Origin of the sequence: Stutzerimonas chloritidismutans, from assembly GCF_020783375.1 — a bacterium.
GTDB classification, from domain to species: domain Bacteria; phylum Pseudomonadota; class Gammaproteobacteria; order Pseudomonadales; family Pseudomonadaceae; genus Stutzerimonas; species Stutzerimonas kunmingensis.
Genome location: NZ_CP086067.1, coordinates 1,746,662 through 1,764,468, shown reverse-complemented (window position 1 = coordinate 1,764,468; position 17,807 = coordinate 1,746,662). Strand labels below are relative to the sequence as shown.

Sequence of the window (17,807 nt, the reverse complement as noted above, 5' to 3'; positions counted from 1 at the left end):
TAGCGCTTTCGCTCGCATACCTCTAGGTGTTGGCATGATTACGCTGATATACCTCTCGCCCCATCGCATCGATCTGGCCCTCGATCAAGGCGTCGAACGGACGGAGCAACTCATCGAATCGGCTGGGGCTTTCCAGCAGGTTAAGTGCCGTAACGATCGCCTCGATGGTCGACAACGCGCCGGGCATTGGCGCTTTGCGCAAGCGATAGCGGGAGCTCAGCCCTTCTGGCAGCGCGACCCGCGGCAACCCAGTCAGCCATGGATTGACATGCAGGATCTTGCGCGCCTTTCGCCAGGTCCCATCCGGCACGATCAGGCGCAAGGGTTGGGCGGCATCGGCCAGACTCTCGAGCGGCATGGCATCTTCCCCGGGAAATAACAGGTAGCTCGGCCGTGCGGCATTGCAATCGTCCTCGAAGCGCTCGCCCACCCGCAGTTCTGCATTGCGCAGCCCCAACGCGGCCAGGCGCGCCGTATTGAGCGCATGACTCGCTTCACTGGCATGCTGGAGGACGAGCACCTGGGTACGGCTATCCAGCGCAGGTATCAGCGCGCAAAGGCACAGGGAAGACGGGCGCTGGCAGCGTGAGCATCGTGGACGGGACATGGTTCACCTCGGCGGCGGAGTCTGCCATAACGGCCACTGCTCTGCAGAGCGACTATGCTTGCGACGTCCCCGCATGAGGAGCAGGCATGATCACCGTCCACCATTTGAACCACTCCCGCTCGCACCGCGTCCTGTGGTTGCTGGAAGAACTGGAACTGCTTTACGAGCTGAAGCGTTATCCGCGCGACCCGAAGACCATGCTCGCGCCAGCAGAGCTGAAAGCCGTACACCCACTGGGCAAGTCTCCAGTGATCACCGACGACGACCTGACGCTGGCCGAATCGGCAGCCATCCTCGAATACCTGCTGGAACGCTATGGCAACGGACGCCTGATGCCGCAGGGCGGCACTCCGGAATACCGTCGTTTTCGCTACTGGATGCATTACGCGGAAGGCTCTGCGATGCCCCCACTGCTACTGCGGCTGGTATTCGACCGCGTCGCCAATGGGCCGATGCCGTTCTTTGTTCGCCCTATCGCGCGCGCAATCGCCAAGGGCGCTAACAGCGCCTTCATCGGGCCACAACTGAAGACCCATCTCGATTACATGGAAGCGGAACTGGAGAAGTCCGACTGGTTTGCAGGCAGCACGTTCAGCGCAGCGGATATACAGATGAGCTTCCCGCTGGAAGCTGCCCGTTCCAGAGCCGGCCTGGACGAGAGTCGCCCACGCCTGATGGATTTTTTGCAGCGGATACAGCAGCGGCCCGCTTACAAACGAGCCGTGGAGCGCGGAGGACCCGCCTTGCCCACCGCGTAGACGCCACCAAACTTAGCGGCGGCGTTCCTGCTCGCGCTGGGCGCGTACCGGGATGGGTTGCATACGAGGCGGTTCGATCAAACCAAGAGCGACCGCCAACTTCCAGAACATCTCGTTGAGCCTTGCTTTCATGGTCACACCCTCCTGCGATATAACGGGCTACATCGGAGCCATGCGGGCTTCGTGGACAGCATAATTCAACTTCGGCTCCGGCGCTCGTGCCCTTTGCAAGCGCGATCCCCGAATGGAGCGCCGCTTTGTTACGGCGCTTTACAACTGCGACCGAGGCGGCGCAAAGGCGTTCAAACGAATTCACTGCCGGTCTTCAGTTGCGATCGGCCTTGCGTCGATAAGGGAACACATCGATCACCTTGCCGCCGCTGATGGCGTCCTGCAGCCCTTTCCAGTAATCAGCATCGTAGAGCTCGCCATGCAAGCTGGCGAAAAGCCGGCGCTGGCCATGGTCGGCGAACAGGAAGCGCGGGAACTCCTCGGGAAATACATCGTTCGGCCCCACCGAATACCAGGGCTCGGACGCCATTTCATCCTCGGGATAGCGCGGCGGCGGAATATGGCGGAAATTCACTTCGGTCAGAAAGCTGATCTCGTCATAGTCGTAGAACACCACCCGACCATGGCGGGTGACGCCGAAGTTCTTCAGCAGCATGTCGCCGGGAAAGATATTCGCCGCCGCCAACTGTTTGATCGCCAGCCCGTAGTCTTCCAGCACCTCGCGCACCTGCTCGTCGCTGGCATGCTCGAGGTAGAGATTCAGGGGCGTCATGCGGCGCTCGGTCCAGCAGTGGCGCACCAGCACGGTATCGCCCTGCACCTCGACCGTTGACGGCGCCACCTCCAGCAGTTCGGCCAGACATTCCGGATCGAATTTCGCCTTGGGGAAACGGAAATCTGCGAACTCCTGAGTGTCGGCCATGCGCCCTACCCGGTCGACGCTCTTCACCAGCCGATACTTCTCGATCACCGTGGCTCGGTTGACGCTCTTGATCGGCGAGAAGCGGTCCTTGATCAGCTTGAACACCGTATTGAAGCCCGGCAGCGTGAACACCGTCATCACCATGCCGCGAACGCCGGGCGCCATGACGAAGCGGTCGTCGGTATTGGCCAGGTGATCGATCAGCGCACGATAGAACTCCGACTTACCGTGCTTGTAGAAGCCGATCGAAGTGTACAGCTCGGCGATGTGCTTGCCGGGCAGGATGCGCTTGAGGAAGCCGACAAACTCCGCCGGAATCGGCACCTCGACCATGAAATACGAGCGGGTGAAGGAGAAGATGATCGACACCTCCGCCTCGTCGGTGATCAGCGCGTCGGCAATGATGCCTTCACCCTCGCGGTGCAGTAGCGGGATGACCAGCGGCCACTGTTCGTCGCGGGTGAAGATCCGCCCAAGCAGGTATGCCCCCTTGTTGCGATAGAGCACCGAGACGAACAGCTCCACGGTCAGCTCCGGGTCCTTGCAGACCCAGTCGGGCAGGGTCTCGTGCAATTGCGCCTGCAGGCGCCGCTGGTCTCCTGGCAAGTCGCAGTAGGGCACGGCGAATGCGTAATCGCCAAGGATCTGTTCGAGCATCCCGCTCAAGTCGCCGTTGGGCTGGTAGGTACGGGTTTGCGCCAGCCGTTCATGAGCACGCACCGCCGGACGGGTGGTATGGATGAACATGGTGCCGTCGCTGATGCAGTCATGGCTGAACAGCCCACAGAAGATCGAGTTGTACCAGGTCTCCGACAGCTCGTCGTCGAAGCGTGGGTTGATCAACTCGATGTAGGCACCTTTGATCTGCGGCCAGGACTCGACCTGAAGCAGGTCGGCGTGATCGAAACCGGCCAGCAGGCCACGCCGGGTTTCACCAACCTTCTCTTCGTAGAGGTTGATCCGCGCCGCCGATGCGCGCTGCGCTTCCTGCCATAGCGCCTGCTCGAAGCGTGCCCGCGCGCCTTCGGTGATCAGGCGAAAGTGCTCTCGGTAGTCGTCGAAGCCCAGGAGGATCTGCCGAGCAATTTCAGCGGCCAGTTTCTGCTGCACCATGATGCACCCACTGCAGGACATGAACGTCCGCCGAGCTTAGCAGCACGCAGTTTGAAAGTCGGTTTCGGATTGCCAGTTGGCTGATGGGCGACAACACTTGCAGCTCTCTTCCGGTGGAGCCGCCCCATGCGCCCGCTCGACATGTTCCGCCTGCTTGCTCTCGCCGCCATCTGGGGAGCGAGCTTTCTGTTTCTGCGCATCATCGCGCCGGTGCTCGGCACCTTTCCCACGGCGTTCTTTCGTGTGCTGCTGGCAACCTCAGGGCTGCTGGTCATCCTGCTGTTGCTGCGCACGCGCTGGGATTTCCGCGGCAAGCTGGGGTTGTGCCTGATGCTGGGCGTGATTAATTCCGGCGTACCCTTCGCGCTGTATTCGGTGGCCGCGCAACTGGTGCCGGCTGGCTATTCGGCGATCTTCAATGCCACCACACCGATGATGGGCGTGCTGATCGGCGCCCTGTTCTTCGCCGAGGAGTTGACGCTCGCCAAGATAGTCGGCGTTTTCAGCGGACTCGGGGGCGTGGCATTGCTGATGCGAATCGGCCCGGTGCCATTCGACACGGAGCTGCTGCTCGGCGCACTGGCATGCCTGGGCGCCACCGCCTGTTATGGCTTCGGCGGCTTTCTCACCCGCCGCTGGATCAACCAGGGCGAAGGCCTGGACAGCGAAGTGGTCGCGTTCGGTAGCCAGCTCGGTGCAGCACTGTGCCTGTTGCCATTGTTCGGACTGTCATTACTGAATGCGCCGCCGGTGAACTGGGGCGATTCGACGGTCTGGCTGAGTCTGCTGGGTCTGGGGCTGGTCTGCACGGCGTTCGCCTACATCCTCTACTTCCGCCTGCTGGCGGATATCGGACCAGTCAAGACACTGACGGTGACCTTCCTGATCCCGCCATTTGGCGTGCTGTGGGGCGTTATCTTTCTTGATGAGCCACTTTCCTGGGCTTACGTCCAGGGCGGTGCGCTGATCGCGCTCGCGCTGTGGCTGATTCTGCGCCAGACGCCAACCACACGGCCAACGGCGCAGTTGCGACGCAGCTGAATTGCTCAGCTGCGTCGCACCGCATCACTGCACCAGTTCCTGCTCGCTGAACATGTCGGTGAACAGCATGCTGGATAGGTAGCGCTCGCCGGAATCCGGCAGGATCACCACGATGTTCTTGCCCTGCATCTCTGGACGCTCGGCCAGACGGACCGCCGCAGCCATCGCCGCGCCGCAGGAAATGCCGCAAAGAATGCCCTCTTCGCGCATCAGCCGCAGCGCCATCTGCTTGGCCTCCTCGTCGTCGACGAGTTCGACCTGATCGACCATGGACAGGTCGAGGTTCTTCGGCACGAAGCCTGCGCCGATCCCCTGAATCTTGTGCGGGCTGGGCTTGACCTCGTCACCCGCCAGGGTCTGGCTGATAACCGGCGAGCTGGTCGGCTCCACGGCAACGCTGAGGATCTGCTTGCCCTTGGTGTTCTTGATGTAACGCGAAACACCGGTAATGGTGCCGCCCGTTCCGACGCCGGCGACCAGCACATCGATGCTACCGTCGGTGTCGTTCCAGATTTCCGGGCCGGTGGTCTTTTCATGGATCGCCGGGTTGGACGGGTTCTCGAACTGCTGCGGCATGTAGTACTGCTCGGGGTTCGAAGCCGCGATTTCGGCGGCCTTCTCGATCGCCCCCTTCATGCCCTTCGCCGGCTCGGTAAGTACCAGCTCGGCACCGAGCGCCTTGAGCACCTTGCGCCGCTCCAGGCTCATCGACGCTGGCATCGTAAGCATCAGTTTGTAGCCGCGCGCCGCGGCGACGAAGGCCAGACCGATTCCGGTATTGCCGGAGGTCGGCTCGACCAGAGTCATGCCGGGCTTGATCCGGCCGCTGCCTTCGGCATCCCAGATCATCCCGGCACCGATTCGGCACTTGACGGAGTAGGCCGGGTTCCGGCCTTCGATCTTGGCCATGATGCTGACGCCCTTGGGACCAAGGCGGTTGATCATGACCAACGGAGTGTTGCCGATGGAGCGTGCGTTGTCTGCGAATATGCGACTCATGGGAATGCCCTGTCCGAGGTGTACCAGACCAATCAGCCTATGCGCAGTCCAGGCGTCAGTCCAGCCGAACTCACGGCGGAAATCTGAGGTCCATCGTCAACACGCCCACATCCCCGGAACGCCATGACCCGTCGCCTGCTTCCCCTGTGGATTCTTCTCGCACTTGGCCTGCTGCTGATCGTGCTGCACCTCGCCCTGCCCCATCTGGTGCGTAATTATCTGAACGAAAAGATGGCCGACATGGGCGACTATCAGGGCCATGTCGAAGACGTCGATCTGGCTTGGTGGCGCGGGGCTTATCGCGTCGAAGGGCTGCTGATCGAGAAGAAGGACAAGCGCGTACAGGCGCCGCTGTTGAAGGCGCCAGGTATTGATATCGCCATCAGCTGGGACGCAATCCTGCGGCACCGCGAGATCGTCGGTGAGGTGATCTTCGAACAACCGCACCTGAACTTCGTCGATGGCGGCGACAGCGGCGATTCACAAAGCGGTAAAGGAGTCGATTGGCGCGACCAGCTCGATGCCCTGATACCGATCACGCTGAACGAGATTCGCGTTGTCGATGGACAGCTGTCCTTTCGCAACTTCTCTTCCGACCCACAGGTGCACGTCTACGCCAGCGACATCCAGGCCAGCCTGTATAACCTGACCAACACCGATGATGCCGATGGCACCCGCACGGCAGCGTTCGAGGGCACCGGCAAGCTGTTCGACCAGGCGCCGATCGAGGCGACGGCCAGCTTCGACCCATTTACCGACTGGGAGGATTTCGAGGTCAATCTGCGTGTCACCGGGGTGCCGCTGAAACAGCTGAATGACCTCAGTCGCGCCTATGCCAACTTCGATTTCGCCGGCGGGACGGGTGATCTCGTCCTCGAAGTGCAGGCCACCGACAGTCAGCTCGACGGCTACATCAAGCCGTTGCTGCGCAACGTGGATATCTTCGATTACGAACAGGACGTGGCAAACGAGGACAAGGGCTTCTTCCGCGGCCTCTGGGAGGCCGTGGTCGGCGGCGGGCAGGAGGTGCTTGAGAACCAGAGCAAGGATCAGTTCGCGACCCGTGTCGAGCTGTCCGGCACCACCCGCAAAACCGACGTGAGCCCATTCCAGGCCTTCGTCGCGATACTGCGCAACGCCTTCGTCGAAGCCTTCTCGGCTCGATTCGAACGATCCCTGAGCGAGGACGAGTGACCAAGCAGCGTCACCAGAAGCGTACGTGCAGCCATTCAGTGACTGAATGATGCTCTCGCGTTCACACTCAAGCGAGCTTCCCTTATAGTCCCCTCCTGACTACAACGAGCGCCTGCGTGCCAGGCCCGCCGAAGGAATCCGCAATGAAATTCGAAGGCACCCAGTCCTACGTCGCCACCGACGACCTGAAACTCGCAGTCAACGCAGCCATCACCCTGCAGCGCCCATTGCTGGTCAAGGGCGAACCCGGCACCGGCAAGACCATGCTGGCCGAGCAGCTGGCCGAATCCTTCGATGCCAAACTCATCACCTGGCACATCAAGTCCACCACCAAGGCGCATCAGGGCCTCTACGAATACGATGCGGTAAGCCGCCTGCGCGACTCCCAGCTGGGCGTGGACAAGGTCCATGACGTCCGCAACTACATCAAGAAAGGCAAGCTGTGGGAGGCCTTCGAGAGCGAGGAGCGGGTCATCCTGCTGATCGACGAAATCGACAAGGCCGACATCGAGTTCCCCAACGACCTGTTGCAGGAGCTCGACAAGATGGAGTTCTACGTCTACGAGACCAACGAAACCATCAAGGCGACCCAACGGCCGATAATCATCATTACCTCGAACAACGAGAAGGAGCTGCCTGACGCCTTCCTCCGCCGTTGCTTCTTCCACTACATCGCCTTCCCGGACCGGGAAACGCTGCAGCGCATCGTCGATGTGCACTACCCCGACATCAAGAAGGATCTGGTCAGCGAGGCGCTGGACGTGTTCTTCGACGTGCGCAAGGTGCCAGGGCTGAAGAAGAAGCCCTCGACCTCAGAGCTGGTCGACTGGCTGAAGCTGCTGATGGCCGACAACATCGGCGAGGCAGTGCTGCGCGAGCGCGACCCGACCCGCGCCATCCCGCCGCTGGCTGGTGCTCTGGTGAAGAACGAGCAGGACGTGATGCTGCTCGAGCGTCTAGCCTTCATGAGTCGACGCGCCAACAGCCGCTGATCGGTGCCGGCTTCGGGGGCGCCGGTCGCGCACTCACTGGAGGAACAAACCATGCAAACGCATACCGGTAGTTGCCTGTGCGGCGTCGTGCGCTATCGCATCGATGCCCCCATCGACGAGTTGACCCACTGCCACTGCAAGATGTGCCGCAAGGCCCACGGCGCCGCCTTCGCCAGCTACGCGAGCGTGCCATTGGATGCGCTGCATTTCATGTCGGGCAAGGATCAGCTGGGCGTTTACCACTCCTCCGAACATGTGACGCGCACCTTCTGCATCCGCTGCGGCTCCAATCTGCTGTTCGTCGACAACCGCGAGCATGAGGTCGGCGTCGCTGCCGGGACCCTCGATTCACCGCTGCCGGCACCGCCGCAATCGCACATCTTCGTCGACTCCAAGGCGGCGTGGTACGAGATTAACGACGCACTGCCCCAACACAACGGCGACAGCCCCCGCTGAGCGCCCCGAACATTGCGCACTATCCACGGTGCGTCAGAGGTTTTCTGCCATGCTGCTTGGCCTGTTCAATGAGATGCGCGCTGCCAAGGTGCCGGTATCGGTGCGCGAACTGCTGGACCTGATCGATGCGCTCAAGCACCGCGTCGTGTTCGCCGACATGGACGAGTTCTATTTCCTGGCACGCACGGTGATGGTCAAGGATGAGCGCCACTTCGACAAATTTGACCGGGCCTTCGGTGCCTATTTCAAAGGCCTGGAAAACCTCGATCAGCATCTCGACGCGCTGATCCCCGAAGACTGGCTGCGCAAGGAGTTCGAGCGCAGCCTGACGGACGAGGAACGAGCGCAGATCCAGTCCCTAGGCGGCCTGGACAAGCTGATCGAAGAGTTCAAGAAGCGTCTCGAGGAACAGAAGGAACGCCACGCCGGCGGCAACAAGTGGATCGGCACCGGCGGCACCAGCCCCTTCGGTTCGGGCGGCTACAACCCCGAAGGCATCCGCATCGGCGACGCCGGCAAGCGCCAGGGCAAGGCGGTGAAGGTCTGGGACCAGCGCGAGTACAAGAACCTCGACGACCAGGTCGAGCTCGGTACGCGCAACATCAAGATCGCCCTGCGCCGCCTGCGCAAGTTCGCTCGCCAGGGCGCGGCGGACGAGCTGGATATCGACGGCACCATCGACCATACCGCGCGAGATGCCGGCCTGCTCAACATCCAGATGCGCCCGGAGCGGCGCAATGCGGTGAAGCTGCTGATCCTGTTCGACATCGGCGGTTCGATGGACGCCCACGTGAAGGTCTGCGAAGAGCTGTTCTCGGCCTGCAAGACCGAGTTCAAGCACCTCGAGTACTTTTACTTCCACAATTTCATTTACGAGTCGGTGTGGAAGAACAATTTCCGCCGCACTTCGGAACGCACGTCGACTCTGGACGTGCTGCACAAGTATGGCGCTGACTACAAGGTGGTGTTCGTCGGCGACGCGGCGATGGCACCCTATGAGGTCACCCAGCCGGGCGGTAGCGTCGAGCACTGGAACGAGGAAGCCGGCTACGTCTGGATGCAGCGCTTCATGGAGAAGTACAAGAAGCTCATCTGGATCAACCCCTATCCAAAGGACACCTGGGGCTACACCACGTCCACCGGCATCATCCGCGAGCTGGTGGAGGACCGCATGTATCCGCTGACGCTGAGCGGGCTCGAGGACGGGATGAAGTTTCTGGCGAAGTGAGTTGATCCGTCCGTTCGCCAGCCGCTACCTGAGCCGCGACTAGGCCAGGCAATCGGCAATGCGACCCTCAAGTCACGAGCGAAAGGCACGGTAGCGGCGCCGCGAGCGAAACGGAAAGCTTGCCGCCAGCAGCAGGCTCTCCACCAGCCAGGCCAGCAACAGTGCGCAACTCAGCCCCCAAGCAATGGCTTCGGGCGCCAGCAGGACCTGGAAGCGATAGCTGCTCCACACCTGCTCGCGCAGACTGCGCTCGGCGCCGAGCAGTACGTGAATGGCGCGTGCGTACCACGGTCGCTGCATCGCCTGCCACTCGCGCTCGAGCAGGCGGGCCCGCGCCACCAGATGCTCGACGCTTTGAGCGTCGTTCTGGAAAACCGGATCGTCGCTATCTCGATAGTGCTGCACTAGCGCATCCAGATCGCCGCTGAAGAAGCGCCGCGCTGTGTCCTGAAAGCCGTGCAAACCCTGCTCGGCCTCAAGGCGCCTCGCCTCGACGTGCTTGGCATAGGCATCGATGAAACCCGGCACCTGTACGCCCACCAGCAAGCCGAACGCAAAAAGAGTCAGGCGCAGATAACTTCTCAGCATGTCGCCACCTTGCCCTGCGCGACGCATTCGCCCTGTTGCCAGAGGCTCCATTGACCGGGCTCGTGCAGGGTCCATTGCTCGTTATTGGTCAGCGGTTCGGTCGCCAGCACGGTGACGACATCGTCAGGGGTGGTTTCGGCATGGAAGTTCACCGTCAGCTCGGCATCTCTGAGCTGAGCAGGGCCGAACGGGGCGCGCCGGGTAATCTCCGCCAGCTTGGTGCTGCAGAAGCTGAACAACCATTCACCGTTGCTCAGCAGGCAATTGAACACGCCCTTGCGGCGATACTCGTTGCAGGCGCCGAGCAACACGGGCAGCAGGCTCTGCGGGTCGCAGCGGTCAGGGAAATCCAGTCGGATGCGGTTCAGCAGGTCGCAGAAGGCGCGCTCGCTATCGGTGTCGCCGACCGGTCGATAGATGCCCTTGCCGGGCTCGAAGTCCGAAAGCTGGCCGTTGTGCGCGAAGCACCAGTGCTGCCCCCAGAGTTCGCGGACGAAGGGGTGGGTATTGACCAGGGAAACCTTGCCGACATTGGCGTGGCGGATGTGGCCGATCACCACTTCGCTCTTGATCAGGTAGCGCTGCACCATCTTCGCCACCTCGGACTCGCAACTGGCGACCGGGTCCTGAAACAACCGCAAGCCGCGCCCCTCATAGAAGGCGATACCCCAGCCATCCTTGTGTGGGCCGGTCTTGCCGCCCCGCTGCATCAGACCGGTGAAGCTGAAAACGATATCGGTTGGAACATTGGCGCTCATGCCCAGCAGCTCGCACATGCGTCATCTCCGCTCGGTGTCTGTGAATCGCTCGACTAGAGCCTGGGTTCGGTGCGCATCCGCCCGCGTGACGGCGTGTAGTCCAGCTCGTCATCGCTGTCATCTTCCATACGTTCGCGCAGCGTCCGGCTGTCCTCGGCTTCGTCCGCAGTGTCGCGGCGGCGTCGATACTTTCGCTCGATCGGCCAGCGTATGGCGACGAGCAGCAGATACAGGCCGAACGCGATCAGCCCGTACATGGCCAGATCCGCCACGGCGCGCCAGGCGTTGTTGCCCACCTGGAAGATCATGTCCATGGCGGTAATGGCCACCGCCGGCGCGAAGAGTTCCTTCGCAGGGTCGACGATGGTCGGCGTGAACAGCAACACAGCCGCGATCAGCCGTAGCGGTTCGCGCAACCAGCGCCACATTCCGCGCGTCACCCGGAACCAGAACAGCAGGCATCCCAGCGCGGCTATCCCGTAGAGAGCCCAGGCGAGCGAATAATCGGAGTCGAACATCAGCATGGTGTTTTCTCGGTGACAGCCGTTCACAACTGCCAGCGGCGGGCTGGCGAGGCAACAGGGCGCATTCAGCGTCGCCACGGGCATGATATGCGTCGCAGCGACAAGGGCGGCCATGATAGCAGCCTGTGTCCCTCAGCCGTCATCGATGGTGACAACAAGCCACTGGCGAAGGCCGAAGCAAGGTCGTATAAACCTCTTAAACGAGGGGTTATCCCCAAACATCGCCGGGACGGCTGCCTCAGGCAACCGGCAAGCAAGGAGAAACACGCCATGCCCTACCAACACATACTGGTCGCCATCGACCTGACCGAAGAGTGCCATCCGGTCGTGGCTCGCGCCCAGGCGCTGGCCAGCACCTCGAATGCCAAGCTGAGCCTGGTGCACATCATCGAGCCGATGGCCATGGCCTTCGGCGGCGACGTGCCGATGGACCTTTCGATGCTGCAACAACAGCAGTTCGACCAGGCACGCGAGCGCATGAACGGCTTCGCCGACAGCTACCCGGGCCTGGCACCGGAGAATCGCCACCTTGCCTACGGACAGCCCCGCCAGGAAGTACACCGCCTGGCGAAGGAACAGGGCTGTGATCTGATCGTGGTCGGCAGCCATGGTCGCCACGGACTCGCCCTGCTGCTGGGGTCGACCGCCAACGACATCCTCCACGGCGCGCCGTGCGATGTACTGGCCGTGCGTTTGAAAAAGGCCGATTAGCCAGGTCGCCGCGCAGGGTGAAGCCACTCTGCGCAAGCTGGCGAGGTCAGACCGCTTCGACGCCCTCGCCCGCACTCATCACCAGCGGGCGGATCTTCTGCAGTTGCGTCTCGAGCGAATAGGTCAGGCTCGATGCCATGGAAAAGAAGGTCAGGAAGGCCTTGAGATTGGAGTCAGCGTGACAGGTATCGTGAATACGCTGCCAGAACGCCTGGTTGACCAGTTGCAGCTGCTGAAATGAACGCACCAGCCCGCGCAGTTCCCAGTCCGCATGGCGACCCTCGCGCAGGTTGAAATACTGCCGCGCCAGATAGAGCGATACCGCCCGCAAAACGAACTCGTTGTTGCTGGCAAAGGGCAAATGCTGCTTGGCCATGGGCTTGAGTCCGCCGAGCACCGGGCAGGCGCTGGTAGCCATGATCACCCCGAGCAGTGCCCGCAGCCCCTCGTCCAAACCAACCTGCTTGGTGTACTCACGCTCCGGGGTGCGCACCCATACCAAGGCCTTCTTCACTGCCGGCAGGCCCTGGAAATCCTCGATCACCCGGTGCAGGTCGACCGCCGCCGGGCAATGGCTGAAATCGTCCTTGCTCAGTGGGCAATTCGAGCAGCGCTGATGCTCCAGACGGGTCCATTTCGGCGCCTGCGCGGCGACCTCCCTGTCGTACTCACGATCCAGCTCGATCCTGTAGCTAAAGTCGTGTTCATCATCCAGGGTAATGCGGTATTCGATTGCCATTAACGCTCCATCATGACTGCATGATCCGATGCGGATACTTAACTACGCGCCAGCACGCCGGGCATTGATCCATCTCATAAGCCGTGATGGGGAGCCGCATCGTCGGGCAGCGATTGGTGTGGCGCGGGCCCCAGCAACCCGCCACCCCTGCTCGCCAGTGTGGCGGGATTACTCCTCCAGCTCTGCCCAGCGCTCCAGCAAGCCGTCCAGCTCCAGCTGCAGCGCTTCAAGGCGACTCAGCACCGCAGCGGTCACGTCTGCCGGCTGCTGATAGAAGGCCGGATCGGATATCTGCGTCTGGAGCGCCTCGATAGCCTGTTCCGCCTCATCGATCTTGCCCGGCAAGGCCTCGAGCTCGCGCTGCAACTTGTAGCTGAGCTTCTTCTTCGCCGGCGCGACCTCGGCAGCTGCCGGCGCGACCGGAGCCTGCTGCACTTTCTTGGCGTCCTTCGTCTCGCCGCCGGACTCTGCAACACCCAACAAACGCGGCGAACCACCCTGGCGCAACCAGTCCTGGTAGCCGCCAACGTATTCGCGTACCTCACCGCCGCCCTGGAACACCAAGGTGCTGGTGACCACGTTGTCGAGAAAGGCCCGGTCGTGGCTCACCATCAATACGGTGCCCTGGAAACCGAGCAACACCTCTTCGAGCAACTCGAGAGTTTCCACGTCGAGGTCGTTGGTCGGTTCGTCGAGCACCAGCAGGTTGGCCGGCTTACTGAACAGCTTGGCCAGCAAGAGCCGTGCCCGCTCGCCTCCAGACAGCGCCTTGACCGGCGTCCGTGCGCGCTGCGGGCTGAACAGGAAGTCGCCGAGATAGCTCAGGACATGACGATTCTGGCCATCGATGGTGATGAACTCACGTCCTTCGGCGAGGTTGTCGACCACGGTCTTTTCCAGCTCCAGCTGGTGACGCAATTGGTCGAAATACGCCACTTCGAGCTTGGTGCCGAACTCTATGGAACCGCTGCTCGGATGAAGCTCGCCCAGCAGCAGCTTGAGCAACGTGGTCTTGCCGGTACCGTTGGCACCGAGCAAGCCGATGCGATCTCCGCGCTGGATGACCATGGAGAAGTTCTTGATCAGCGGATCGCCGCCGACATGGGCGAACGTCACATCCTCGGCAACGATGACCTGCTTGCCGGACTTCTCAGCGGTTTCCACCTGGAAGGTTGCTTTGCCCTGCACGTTACGGCGCTCGCTGCGCTCGGCGCGCAGCGCCTTCAATGCCCGCACGCGGCCTTCATTGCGGGTACGCCGCGCCTTGATGCCCTGGCGAATCCACACCTCTTCCTGTGCCAGCTTCTTGTCGAACAGCGCATTGGCCGTTTCCTCAGCCGCCAACTGCTGCTCCTTGTGCACCAGGAAGCTTGCGTAGTCGCCATTCCAGTCGATCAGGTGGCCGCGGTCCAGTTCGAGGATGCGGGTCGCCAGGTTCTGCAGGAATGCCCGGTCGTGGGTGATGAACAGCACGGCACCGTTGAAACCGGTAAGCGCCTCTTCCAGCCAGGCGATGGCACCGATATCCAGGTGGTTGGTGGGCTCGTCGAGCAACAGCAGATCCGGCTCGGACACCAGTGCCTGGGCCAGCAGCACGCGGCGGCGCCAGCCACCTGAGAGTTCGGCCAGGGTGCGGTCAGCCGGCAGCTGCAGGCGGCTCAGGGTGCTGTCGACCAGTTGCTGCAAGCGCCAGCCATCCTTCGCCTCGAGCGCCTGCTGCACATGCATGAGCTTCTCGAGATCGGCGTCGTTCTGGATGTTCTGGCTGAGGTGATGGTACTCGGCGAGCAGCTCGCCGACCCCGGCCAGGCCTTCAGCGACCACATCGAATACCGTGCGGTCGTCCGCTCGCGGGAGCTCCTGCGGCAGTTCGCCGATCTTCAGCCCCGGGGCACGCCAGATCTCCCCGTCATCGGCGGCACGATCACCTTTGACCAGGCGCAGCATGCTGGATTTTCCGGTGCCATTACGGCCAATGATGCAGACCCGCTCGCCTCGCGCGATTTGCCAGGACACGCCGTCCAGCAACGGCGTGGTGCCGTAGGCGAGAGATACATCGGTGAACTTGAGCAGGGTCATGACTACCTCCGGAAAACAGGGCGCGCAGTCTAGCAGATCGCCATGGCCCACCCGCTGTGAGCAAGGCTTTATCAGCCACACGGCGCTATCGCATCGGTTTGCTGTCGATGGCCACGCGAGCCATGCCAGGTACGCTCGTCGGAAGTCTGCCTTTGTTTGTTACGGGAGCTTAATGCGCGTTTAACTGCCCCGTGCGGCAGGCTAAGCTAGCCCCTGCGACAGGCCGATTGCGGCTGTGCCCAGGCGCAGCCGATCACCTGTCATCTCAAGCCCCCGTTTTACGGATGTACCATGCGCGGCCGACTCTCCAGTTTGTGTTTCTGCCTGTTCGTTTCAACCCTCGGCCTGGATGCGTCCGCCGCCAGTCTCGGTCAGCAGCGCCAGTATTACGACCAGGCCAAGCAGGCCCTGGCCAAGGGTGACAGCGGCCCCTACCGGCGTTATTACAACGCCCTGCGCGACTACCCGCTCGAACCTTATCTCGCGTACGACGACCTGACCCATCGCCTGAAATCGGCCAGCAACCAGGAGGTGGAGAAGTTTCTTGCCGAGCACGGTGACCTGCCACAGATCAGCTGGATGAAGCTGCGTTGGCTGCGCCTTCTGGCCGCGCGCGGGGACTGGCAGACCTTTATCCGCTACTACGACCCGAAGATGAATTTCACCGAGCTCGACTGTCTGTTCGGCCAGTATCAGCTACGCAACGACCTGCCAGGTGCCGATGCCACGGCCGAGCGCCTTTGGCTGGTCGGCAAGTCGCAGCACAACGCCTGTGATCCGTTGTTCGAACTGTGGGATATCAAAGGGTTGCTGACCGAAGAGCGCCGCTGGAAGCGCACCAAGCTGGCAGTCGAGAGCGGTAACTACGGCGTGGCCAGCTATCTGGTCAAACGCCTGCCGACCCTGCAACCTCAGGGACAGCTGATGATCGATGTCGCGCAGAAGCCGCAAATGCTTCGCCAGCCGGATCGCTTCGTGCCAACCAGCCCGGAAATGGCCGACGTCGTGTCGATCGGATTGCGCCGCCTAGCCCGTCAGGACCCGGAGCAGGCGCTGAATCTGCTCGACGGCTACGCTCGGCGCTTCGCCTTCTCGGCCGAAGAGAAAGTCGCCATCGCCCGGCAGATCGGGCTGACGCTGGCCAAGCGTTTCGACGCACGCGCCCTGAAAGTGATGGCCGAATACGACCCCGAACTGCGTGACAACACCGTCAGCGAATGGCGCGCCCGGCTGCTGCTGCGCCTGGGCCAGTGGGATGACGCATACCGGCTTACCCAACGCTTCCCCGAAGACCTGGCCAATACCAATCGCTGGCGCTACTGGCAGGCACGCAGCCTGCAACTGGCCAAGCCCGAAAGCCAGCAAGCGGCACAGCTTTACCAGCCGGTTGCCAGGGAGCGGGACTTCTACGGCTTTCTTTCTGCCGACCGCATTCAGGCACCGTACAAGCTCAACCACCAGCCACTGGCGCTCGATAGCAAGGTCGTGCAAAAGGTGCGCAACACCGCTGGCATCCGCCGCGCGCTGGAATTTCACGACCGCGGGCAGATCGTCGATGGCCGCCGCGAGTGGTACCACGTCAGCCGTCTCTTTAGCAGGGACGAACTGGTGGCGCAGGCGCGGCTTGCCTATGAAAAGGAATGGTATTTCCCGGCGATCCGCACCATCAGCCAGGCGCAGTATTGGGACGACCTGGACATTCGCTTTCCCATGGCCCACCGCAGCACGCTTATTCAGTCAGCCAGGGCCCGAGAGATTCACCCGAGCTGGGCATTCGCCATCACCCGCCAGGAAAGCGCGTTCATGGCCGACGCCCGCTCCCATGTCGGCGCCACTGGGCTGATGCAGCTGATGCCGGCCACGGCCAAGGAAACTGCTAGACGTTTCAATATCCCGCTGGCCTCACAGCAGCAGGTGCTCAACCCCAACACCAATATCCAGCTGGGCACCGCCTATCTGAGCCAGATCTACGGCCAGTTCAACGGCAACCGCGTGCTCGCCTCGGCCGCCTACAACGCTGGACCTGGCCGCGTACGTCAATGGCTGCGCAACGCCGAGCACTTGTCATTCGATGTCTGGGTGGAAAGCATTCCGTTCGACGAAACCCGCCAGTACGTGCAGAACGTGCTGACCTACTCGGTCATCTACGGGCAGAAACTGAACTCGCCGCAACCGCTGGTGGAATGGCACGAGCGCTTCTTCGAATTTCAGTGATGCGGCGGCTTTCAGGCAACCAAACAGGCCTGCCCACTTGGGCAGGCCTGGCTGGAATTACTCCAGCACTTCCACCGGCATCCCCACCTCCAGCTCACCGGCGCCTTCGGCGATCAGGTTCTGACCGAAGAAGACACCGCCCTTCCCTTTGCGATATGTGAGCAGCGTATTCAGCGGTTCACGATCGGGATCGCGCTCGGCGGTGAACGGGTCGAGGGTGGGAATGACACAGCGGGAACAGGGCTTGACGATGCGAAACGCCAACTGGCCGATGCGAATACGCGTCCAGCCGTCCTCGGCATAAGGCTCCGTACCGCTGATGACCAGGTTCGGGCGAAACCGCAACATTTCCAGCGGGCGCCCCACGCGGCGAATCAGGTCGTCCAGAGAGCCCTGACCGATCAGCAGAAAGGGAAATCCATCGCTGAATGCCGTGCGCTCGCCCAGCCTTGCGTAGTCAAGATCGACTTGAATGCCTTCGTCTTCGGGCAGATACACCAGACGGCAGGGCTGACCGAGAAAATCCGTCAGCCAGGCCGCTGCGGCATCGCCGGCATCAGGCACCACGGCATTGGAACTCCAGATCTGCACGCAGCGCATTACCTTGGCATCCGGCACGGCAACCAGCAGCTCCTGCATGCCCGGCGCAGTCAGCCGCAGCGCGGTTTCGCCGTCCCAGTGCGCCTGTAAAAGCGCCATTCTGGGTACGGCACGCTGGGTGAGAAAGCGACCTGTGCCGGCTGCAACCACCATCCAGCGCCGATCACCGACCAGACCCAGCGCGTCACTCGCGCATTGCTGAAGCGCTTCGCCAGCGGCCGATTTGAGGGGGAAGCGATAGAGCGAGGAGAGATGCATGCGGCGCCTCCTGA

Annotated in this window: 18 protein-coding genes; 8 read left to right on the top strand and 10 right to left on the bottom strand. The window is 62.1% G+C overall.

Features of this window, described 5'->3' with window-relative positions:
• Positions 1-22: 22 nt before the first annotated feature.
• A complete protein-coding gene (locus LLJ08_RS08295) occupies positions 23-607 on the bottom strand; it encodes a tRNA-uridine aminocarboxypropyltransferase (protein ID WP_228208659.1) in 585 nt (194 codons plus the stop codon).
• A gap of 86 nt (positions 608-693) precedes the next feature.
• On the opposite strand from LLJ08_RS08295, the gene LLJ08_RS08290 reads away from it, so the two are divergent.
• Positions 694-1,365 carry a glutathione S-transferase gene (locus LLJ08_RS08290; RefSeq protein ID WP_023445114.1) on the top strand — a complete coding sequence of 224 codons (672 nt, stop codon included), beginning with the start codon at positions 694-696 and terminating at the stop codon, positions 1,363-1,365.
• A gap of 12 nt (positions 1,366-1,377) precedes the next feature.
• Here LLJ08_RS08290 and LLJ08_RS21040 read toward each other — a convergent pair whose 3' ends face one another.
• Positions 1,378-1,497, bottom strand: a complete 120-nt coding sequence (locus LLJ08_RS21040; protein ID WP_023445113.1) for a PA1414 family protein — start codon at positions 1,495-1,497, stop codon at positions 1,378-1,380.
• 193 nt (positions 1,498-1,690) lie between these two features.
• Positions 1,691-3,412: a bifunctional isocitrate dehydrogenase kinase/phosphatase gene (gene aceK, locus LLJ08_RS08285; RefSeq protein ID WP_228208658.1), complete on the bottom strand. Its 1,722-nt coding sequence runs from the start codon at positions 3,410-3,412 to the stop codon at positions 1,691-1,693.
• Between the two features lie 126 nt (positions 3,413-3,538).
• Between aceK and LLJ08_RS08280 the strand changes: the two genes are divergently transcribed.
• On the top strand, positions 3,539-4,453 hold the full coding sequence (locus LLJ08_RS08280; RefSeq protein WP_228208657.1) for a DMT family transporter: 915 nt from the start codon (positions 3,539-3,541) through the stop codon (positions 4,451-4,453).
• A gap of 24 nt (positions 4,454-4,477) precedes the next feature.
• Here LLJ08_RS08280 and cysK read toward each other — a convergent pair whose 3' ends face one another.
• Complete coding sequence (cysK, locus tag LLJ08_RS08275) at positions 4,478-5,452, bottom strand: cysteine synthase A (RefSeq protein ID WP_228208656.1); 975 nt, start codon at positions 5,450-5,452, stop codon at positions 4,478-4,480.
• 123 nt (positions 5,453-5,575) lie between these two features.
• On the opposite strand from cysK, the gene LLJ08_RS08270 reads away from it, so the two are divergent.
• From LLJ08_RS08270 to LLJ08_RS08255, 4 genes are all read left to right on the top strand, one after another.
• Complete coding sequence (locus tag LLJ08_RS08270) at positions 5,576-6,646, top strand: DUF748 domain-containing protein (RefSeq protein ID WP_228208655.1); 1,071 nt, start codon at positions 5,576-5,578, stop codon at positions 6,644-6,646.
• Positions 6,647-6,789: 143 nt separating this feature from the next.
• Complete coding sequence (locus LLJ08_RS08265) at positions 6,790-7,638, top strand: AAA family ATPase (protein ID WP_014820774.1); 849 nt, start codon at positions 6,790-6,792, stop codon at positions 7,636-7,638.
• Positions 7,639-7,689: 51 nt separating this feature from the next.
• Positions 7,690-8,094 carry a GFA family protein gene (locus LLJ08_RS08260; protein ID WP_221104637.1) on the top strand — a complete coding sequence of 135 codons (405 nt, stop codon included), beginning with the start codon at positions 7,690-7,692 and terminating at the stop codon, positions 8,092-8,094.
• A gap of 49 nt (positions 8,095-8,143) precedes the next feature.
• Positions 8,144-9,322, top strand: coding sequence for a vWA domain-containing protein (locus tag LLJ08_RS08255; protein WP_228208654.1), 1,179 nt, complete (start codon positions 8,144-8,146; stop codon positions 9,320-9,322).
• A 72-nt stretch (positions 9,323-9,394) separates the two neighbouring features.
• Here LLJ08_RS08255 and LLJ08_RS08250 read toward each other — a convergent pair whose 3' ends face one another.
• The 3 genes from LLJ08_RS08250 to LLJ08_RS08240 are packed head-to-tail and all read right to left on the bottom strand — an operon-like array spanning position 9,395 to position 11,192.
• Complete coding sequence (locus LLJ08_RS08250; RefSeq protein ID WP_041014581.1) at positions 9,395-9,910, bottom strand: DUF2937 family protein; 516 nt, start codon at positions 9,908-9,910, stop codon at positions 9,395-9,397.
• Positions 9,904-10,686 (bottom strand): class II glutamine amidotransferase, encoded by a 783-nt coding sequence (locus LLJ08_RS08245; protein WP_044314192.1) that lies wholly within the window; start codon positions 10,684-10,686, stop codon positions 9,904-9,906. Before LLJ08_RS08245 ends, LLJ08_RS08250 begins: the two co-directional genes overlap by 7 nt.
• Positions 10,687-10,721: 35 nt before the next feature.
• The gene (locus LLJ08_RS08240; RefSeq protein WP_042926897.1) at positions 10,722-11,192 is read right to left on the bottom strand and encodes an MFS transporter; all 471 of its coding nucleotides are present in this window, start codon (positions 11,190-11,192) and stop codon (positions 10,722-10,724) included.
• 270 nt (positions 11,193-11,462) lie between these two features.
• On the opposite strand from LLJ08_RS08240, the gene LLJ08_RS08235 reads away from it, so the two are divergent.
• A complete protein-coding gene (locus LLJ08_RS08235) occupies positions 11,463-11,903 on the top strand; it encodes a universal stress protein (protein WP_014820780.1) in 441 nt (146 codons plus the stop codon).
• A gap of 46 nt (positions 11,904-11,949) precedes the next feature.
• Here the strand turns inward: LLJ08_RS08235 and LLJ08_RS08230 are convergent, their stop codons facing one another.
• Together LLJ08_RS08230 and LLJ08_RS08225 are read right to left on the bottom strand one after the other, a co-directional pair.
• Positions 11,950-12,642, bottom strand: coding sequence for a DUF6901 family protein (locus tag LLJ08_RS08230; protein WP_014820781.1), 693 nt, complete (start codon positions 12,640-12,642; stop codon positions 11,950-11,952).
• A 168-nt stretch (positions 12,643-12,810) separates the two neighbouring features.
• On the bottom strand, positions 12,811-14,721 hold the full coding sequence (locus tag LLJ08_RS08225; protein WP_228208653.1) for an ATP-binding cassette domain-containing protein: 1,911 nt from the start codon (positions 14,719-14,721) through the stop codon (positions 12,811-12,813).
• Between the two features lie 291 nt (positions 14,722-15,012).
• Here LLJ08_RS08225 and LLJ08_RS08220 point away from each other — a divergent pair, with 291 nt between their 5' ends.
• The gene (locus LLJ08_RS08220; RefSeq protein ID WP_228208652.1) at positions 15,013-16,935 is read left to right on the top strand and encodes a transglycosylase SLT domain-containing protein; all 1,923 of its coding nucleotides are present in this window, start codon (positions 15,013-15,015) and stop codon (positions 16,933-16,935) included.
• A gap of 57 nt (positions 16,936-16,992) precedes the next feature.
• On the opposite strand, the gene LLJ08_RS08215 is transcribed toward LLJ08_RS08220, so the two are convergent.
• Positions 16,993-17,793: an MOSC domain-containing protein gene (locus LLJ08_RS08215; RefSeq protein ID WP_228208651.1), complete on the bottom strand. Its 801-nt coding sequence runs from the start codon at positions 17,791-17,793 to the stop codon at positions 16,993-16,995.
• Positions 17,794-17,807: the final 14 nt, after the last annotated feature.

Coding starts and splice junctions, on each gene's coding strand:
- LLJ08_RS08220 (WP_228208652.1), top strand. CDS start 15,013: ATGCGCGGCCGACTCTCCAGTTTGTGTTTCTGCCTGTTCGTTTCAACC.
- LLJ08_RS08215 (WP_228208651.1), bottom strand. CDS start 17,793: ATGCATCTCTCCTCGCTCTATCGCTTCCCCCTCAAATCGGCCGCTGGC.
- LLJ08_RS08235 (WP_014820780.1), top strand. CDS start 11,463: ATGCCCTACCAACACATACTGGTCGCCATCGACCTGACCGAAGAGTGC.
- LLJ08_RS08260 (WP_221104637.1), top strand. CDS start 7,690: ATGCAAACGCATACCGGTAGTTGCCTGTGCGGCGTCGTGCGCTATCGC.
- cysK (WP_228208656.1), bottom strand. CDS start 5,452: ATGAGTCGCATATTCGCAGACAACGCACGCTCCATCGGCAACACTCCG.
- LLJ08_RS08230 (WP_014820781.1), bottom strand. CDS start 12,642: ATGGCAATCGAATACCGCATTACCCTGGATGATGAACACGACTTTAGC.
- LLJ08_RS08270 (WP_228208655.1), top strand. CDS start 5,576: ATGACCCGTCGCCTGCTTCCCCTGTGGATTCTTCTCGCACTTGGCCTG.
- LLJ08_RS08240 (WP_042926897.1), bottom strand. CDS start 11,192: ATGCTGATGTTCGACTCCGATTATTCGCTCGCCTGGGCTCTCTACGGG.
- aceK (WP_228208658.1), bottom strand. CDS start 3,412: ATGGTGCAGCAGAAACTGGCCGCTGAAATTGCTCGGCAGATCCTCCTG.
- LLJ08_RS08245 (WP_044314192.1), bottom strand. CDS start 10,686: ATGTGCGAGCTGCTGGGCATGAGCGCCAATGTTCCAACCGATATCGTT.
- LLJ08_RS08255 (WP_228208654.1), top strand. CDS start 8,144: ATGCTGCTTGGCCTGTTCAATGAGATGCGCGCTGCCAAGGTGCCGGTA.
- LLJ08_RS08225 (WP_228208653.1), bottom strand. CDS start 14,721: ATGACCCTGCTCAAGTTCACCGATGTATCTCTCGCCTACGGCACCACG.
- LLJ08_RS08265 (WP_014820774.1), top strand. CDS start 6,790: ATGAAATTCGAAGGCACCCAGTCCTACGTCGCCACCGACGACCTGAAA.
- LLJ08_RS21040 (WP_023445113.1), bottom strand. CDS start 1,497: ATGAAAGCAAGGCTCAACGAGATGTTCTGGAAGTTGGCGGTCGCTCTT.
- LLJ08_RS08290 (WP_023445114.1), top strand. CDS start 694: ATGATCACCGTCCACCATTTGAACCACTCCCGCTCGCACCGCGTCCTG.
- LLJ08_RS08295 (WP_228208659.1), bottom strand. CDS start 607: ATGTCCCGTCCACGATGCTCACGCTGCCAGCGCCCGTCTTCCCTGTGC.
- LLJ08_RS08280 (WP_228208657.1), top strand. CDS start 3,539: ATGCGCCCGCTCGACATGTTCCGCCTGCTTGCTCTCGCCGCCATCTGG.
- LLJ08_RS08250 (WP_041014581.1), bottom strand. CDS start 9,910: ATGCTGAGAAGTTATCTGCGCCTGACTCTTTTTGCGTTCGGCTTGCTG.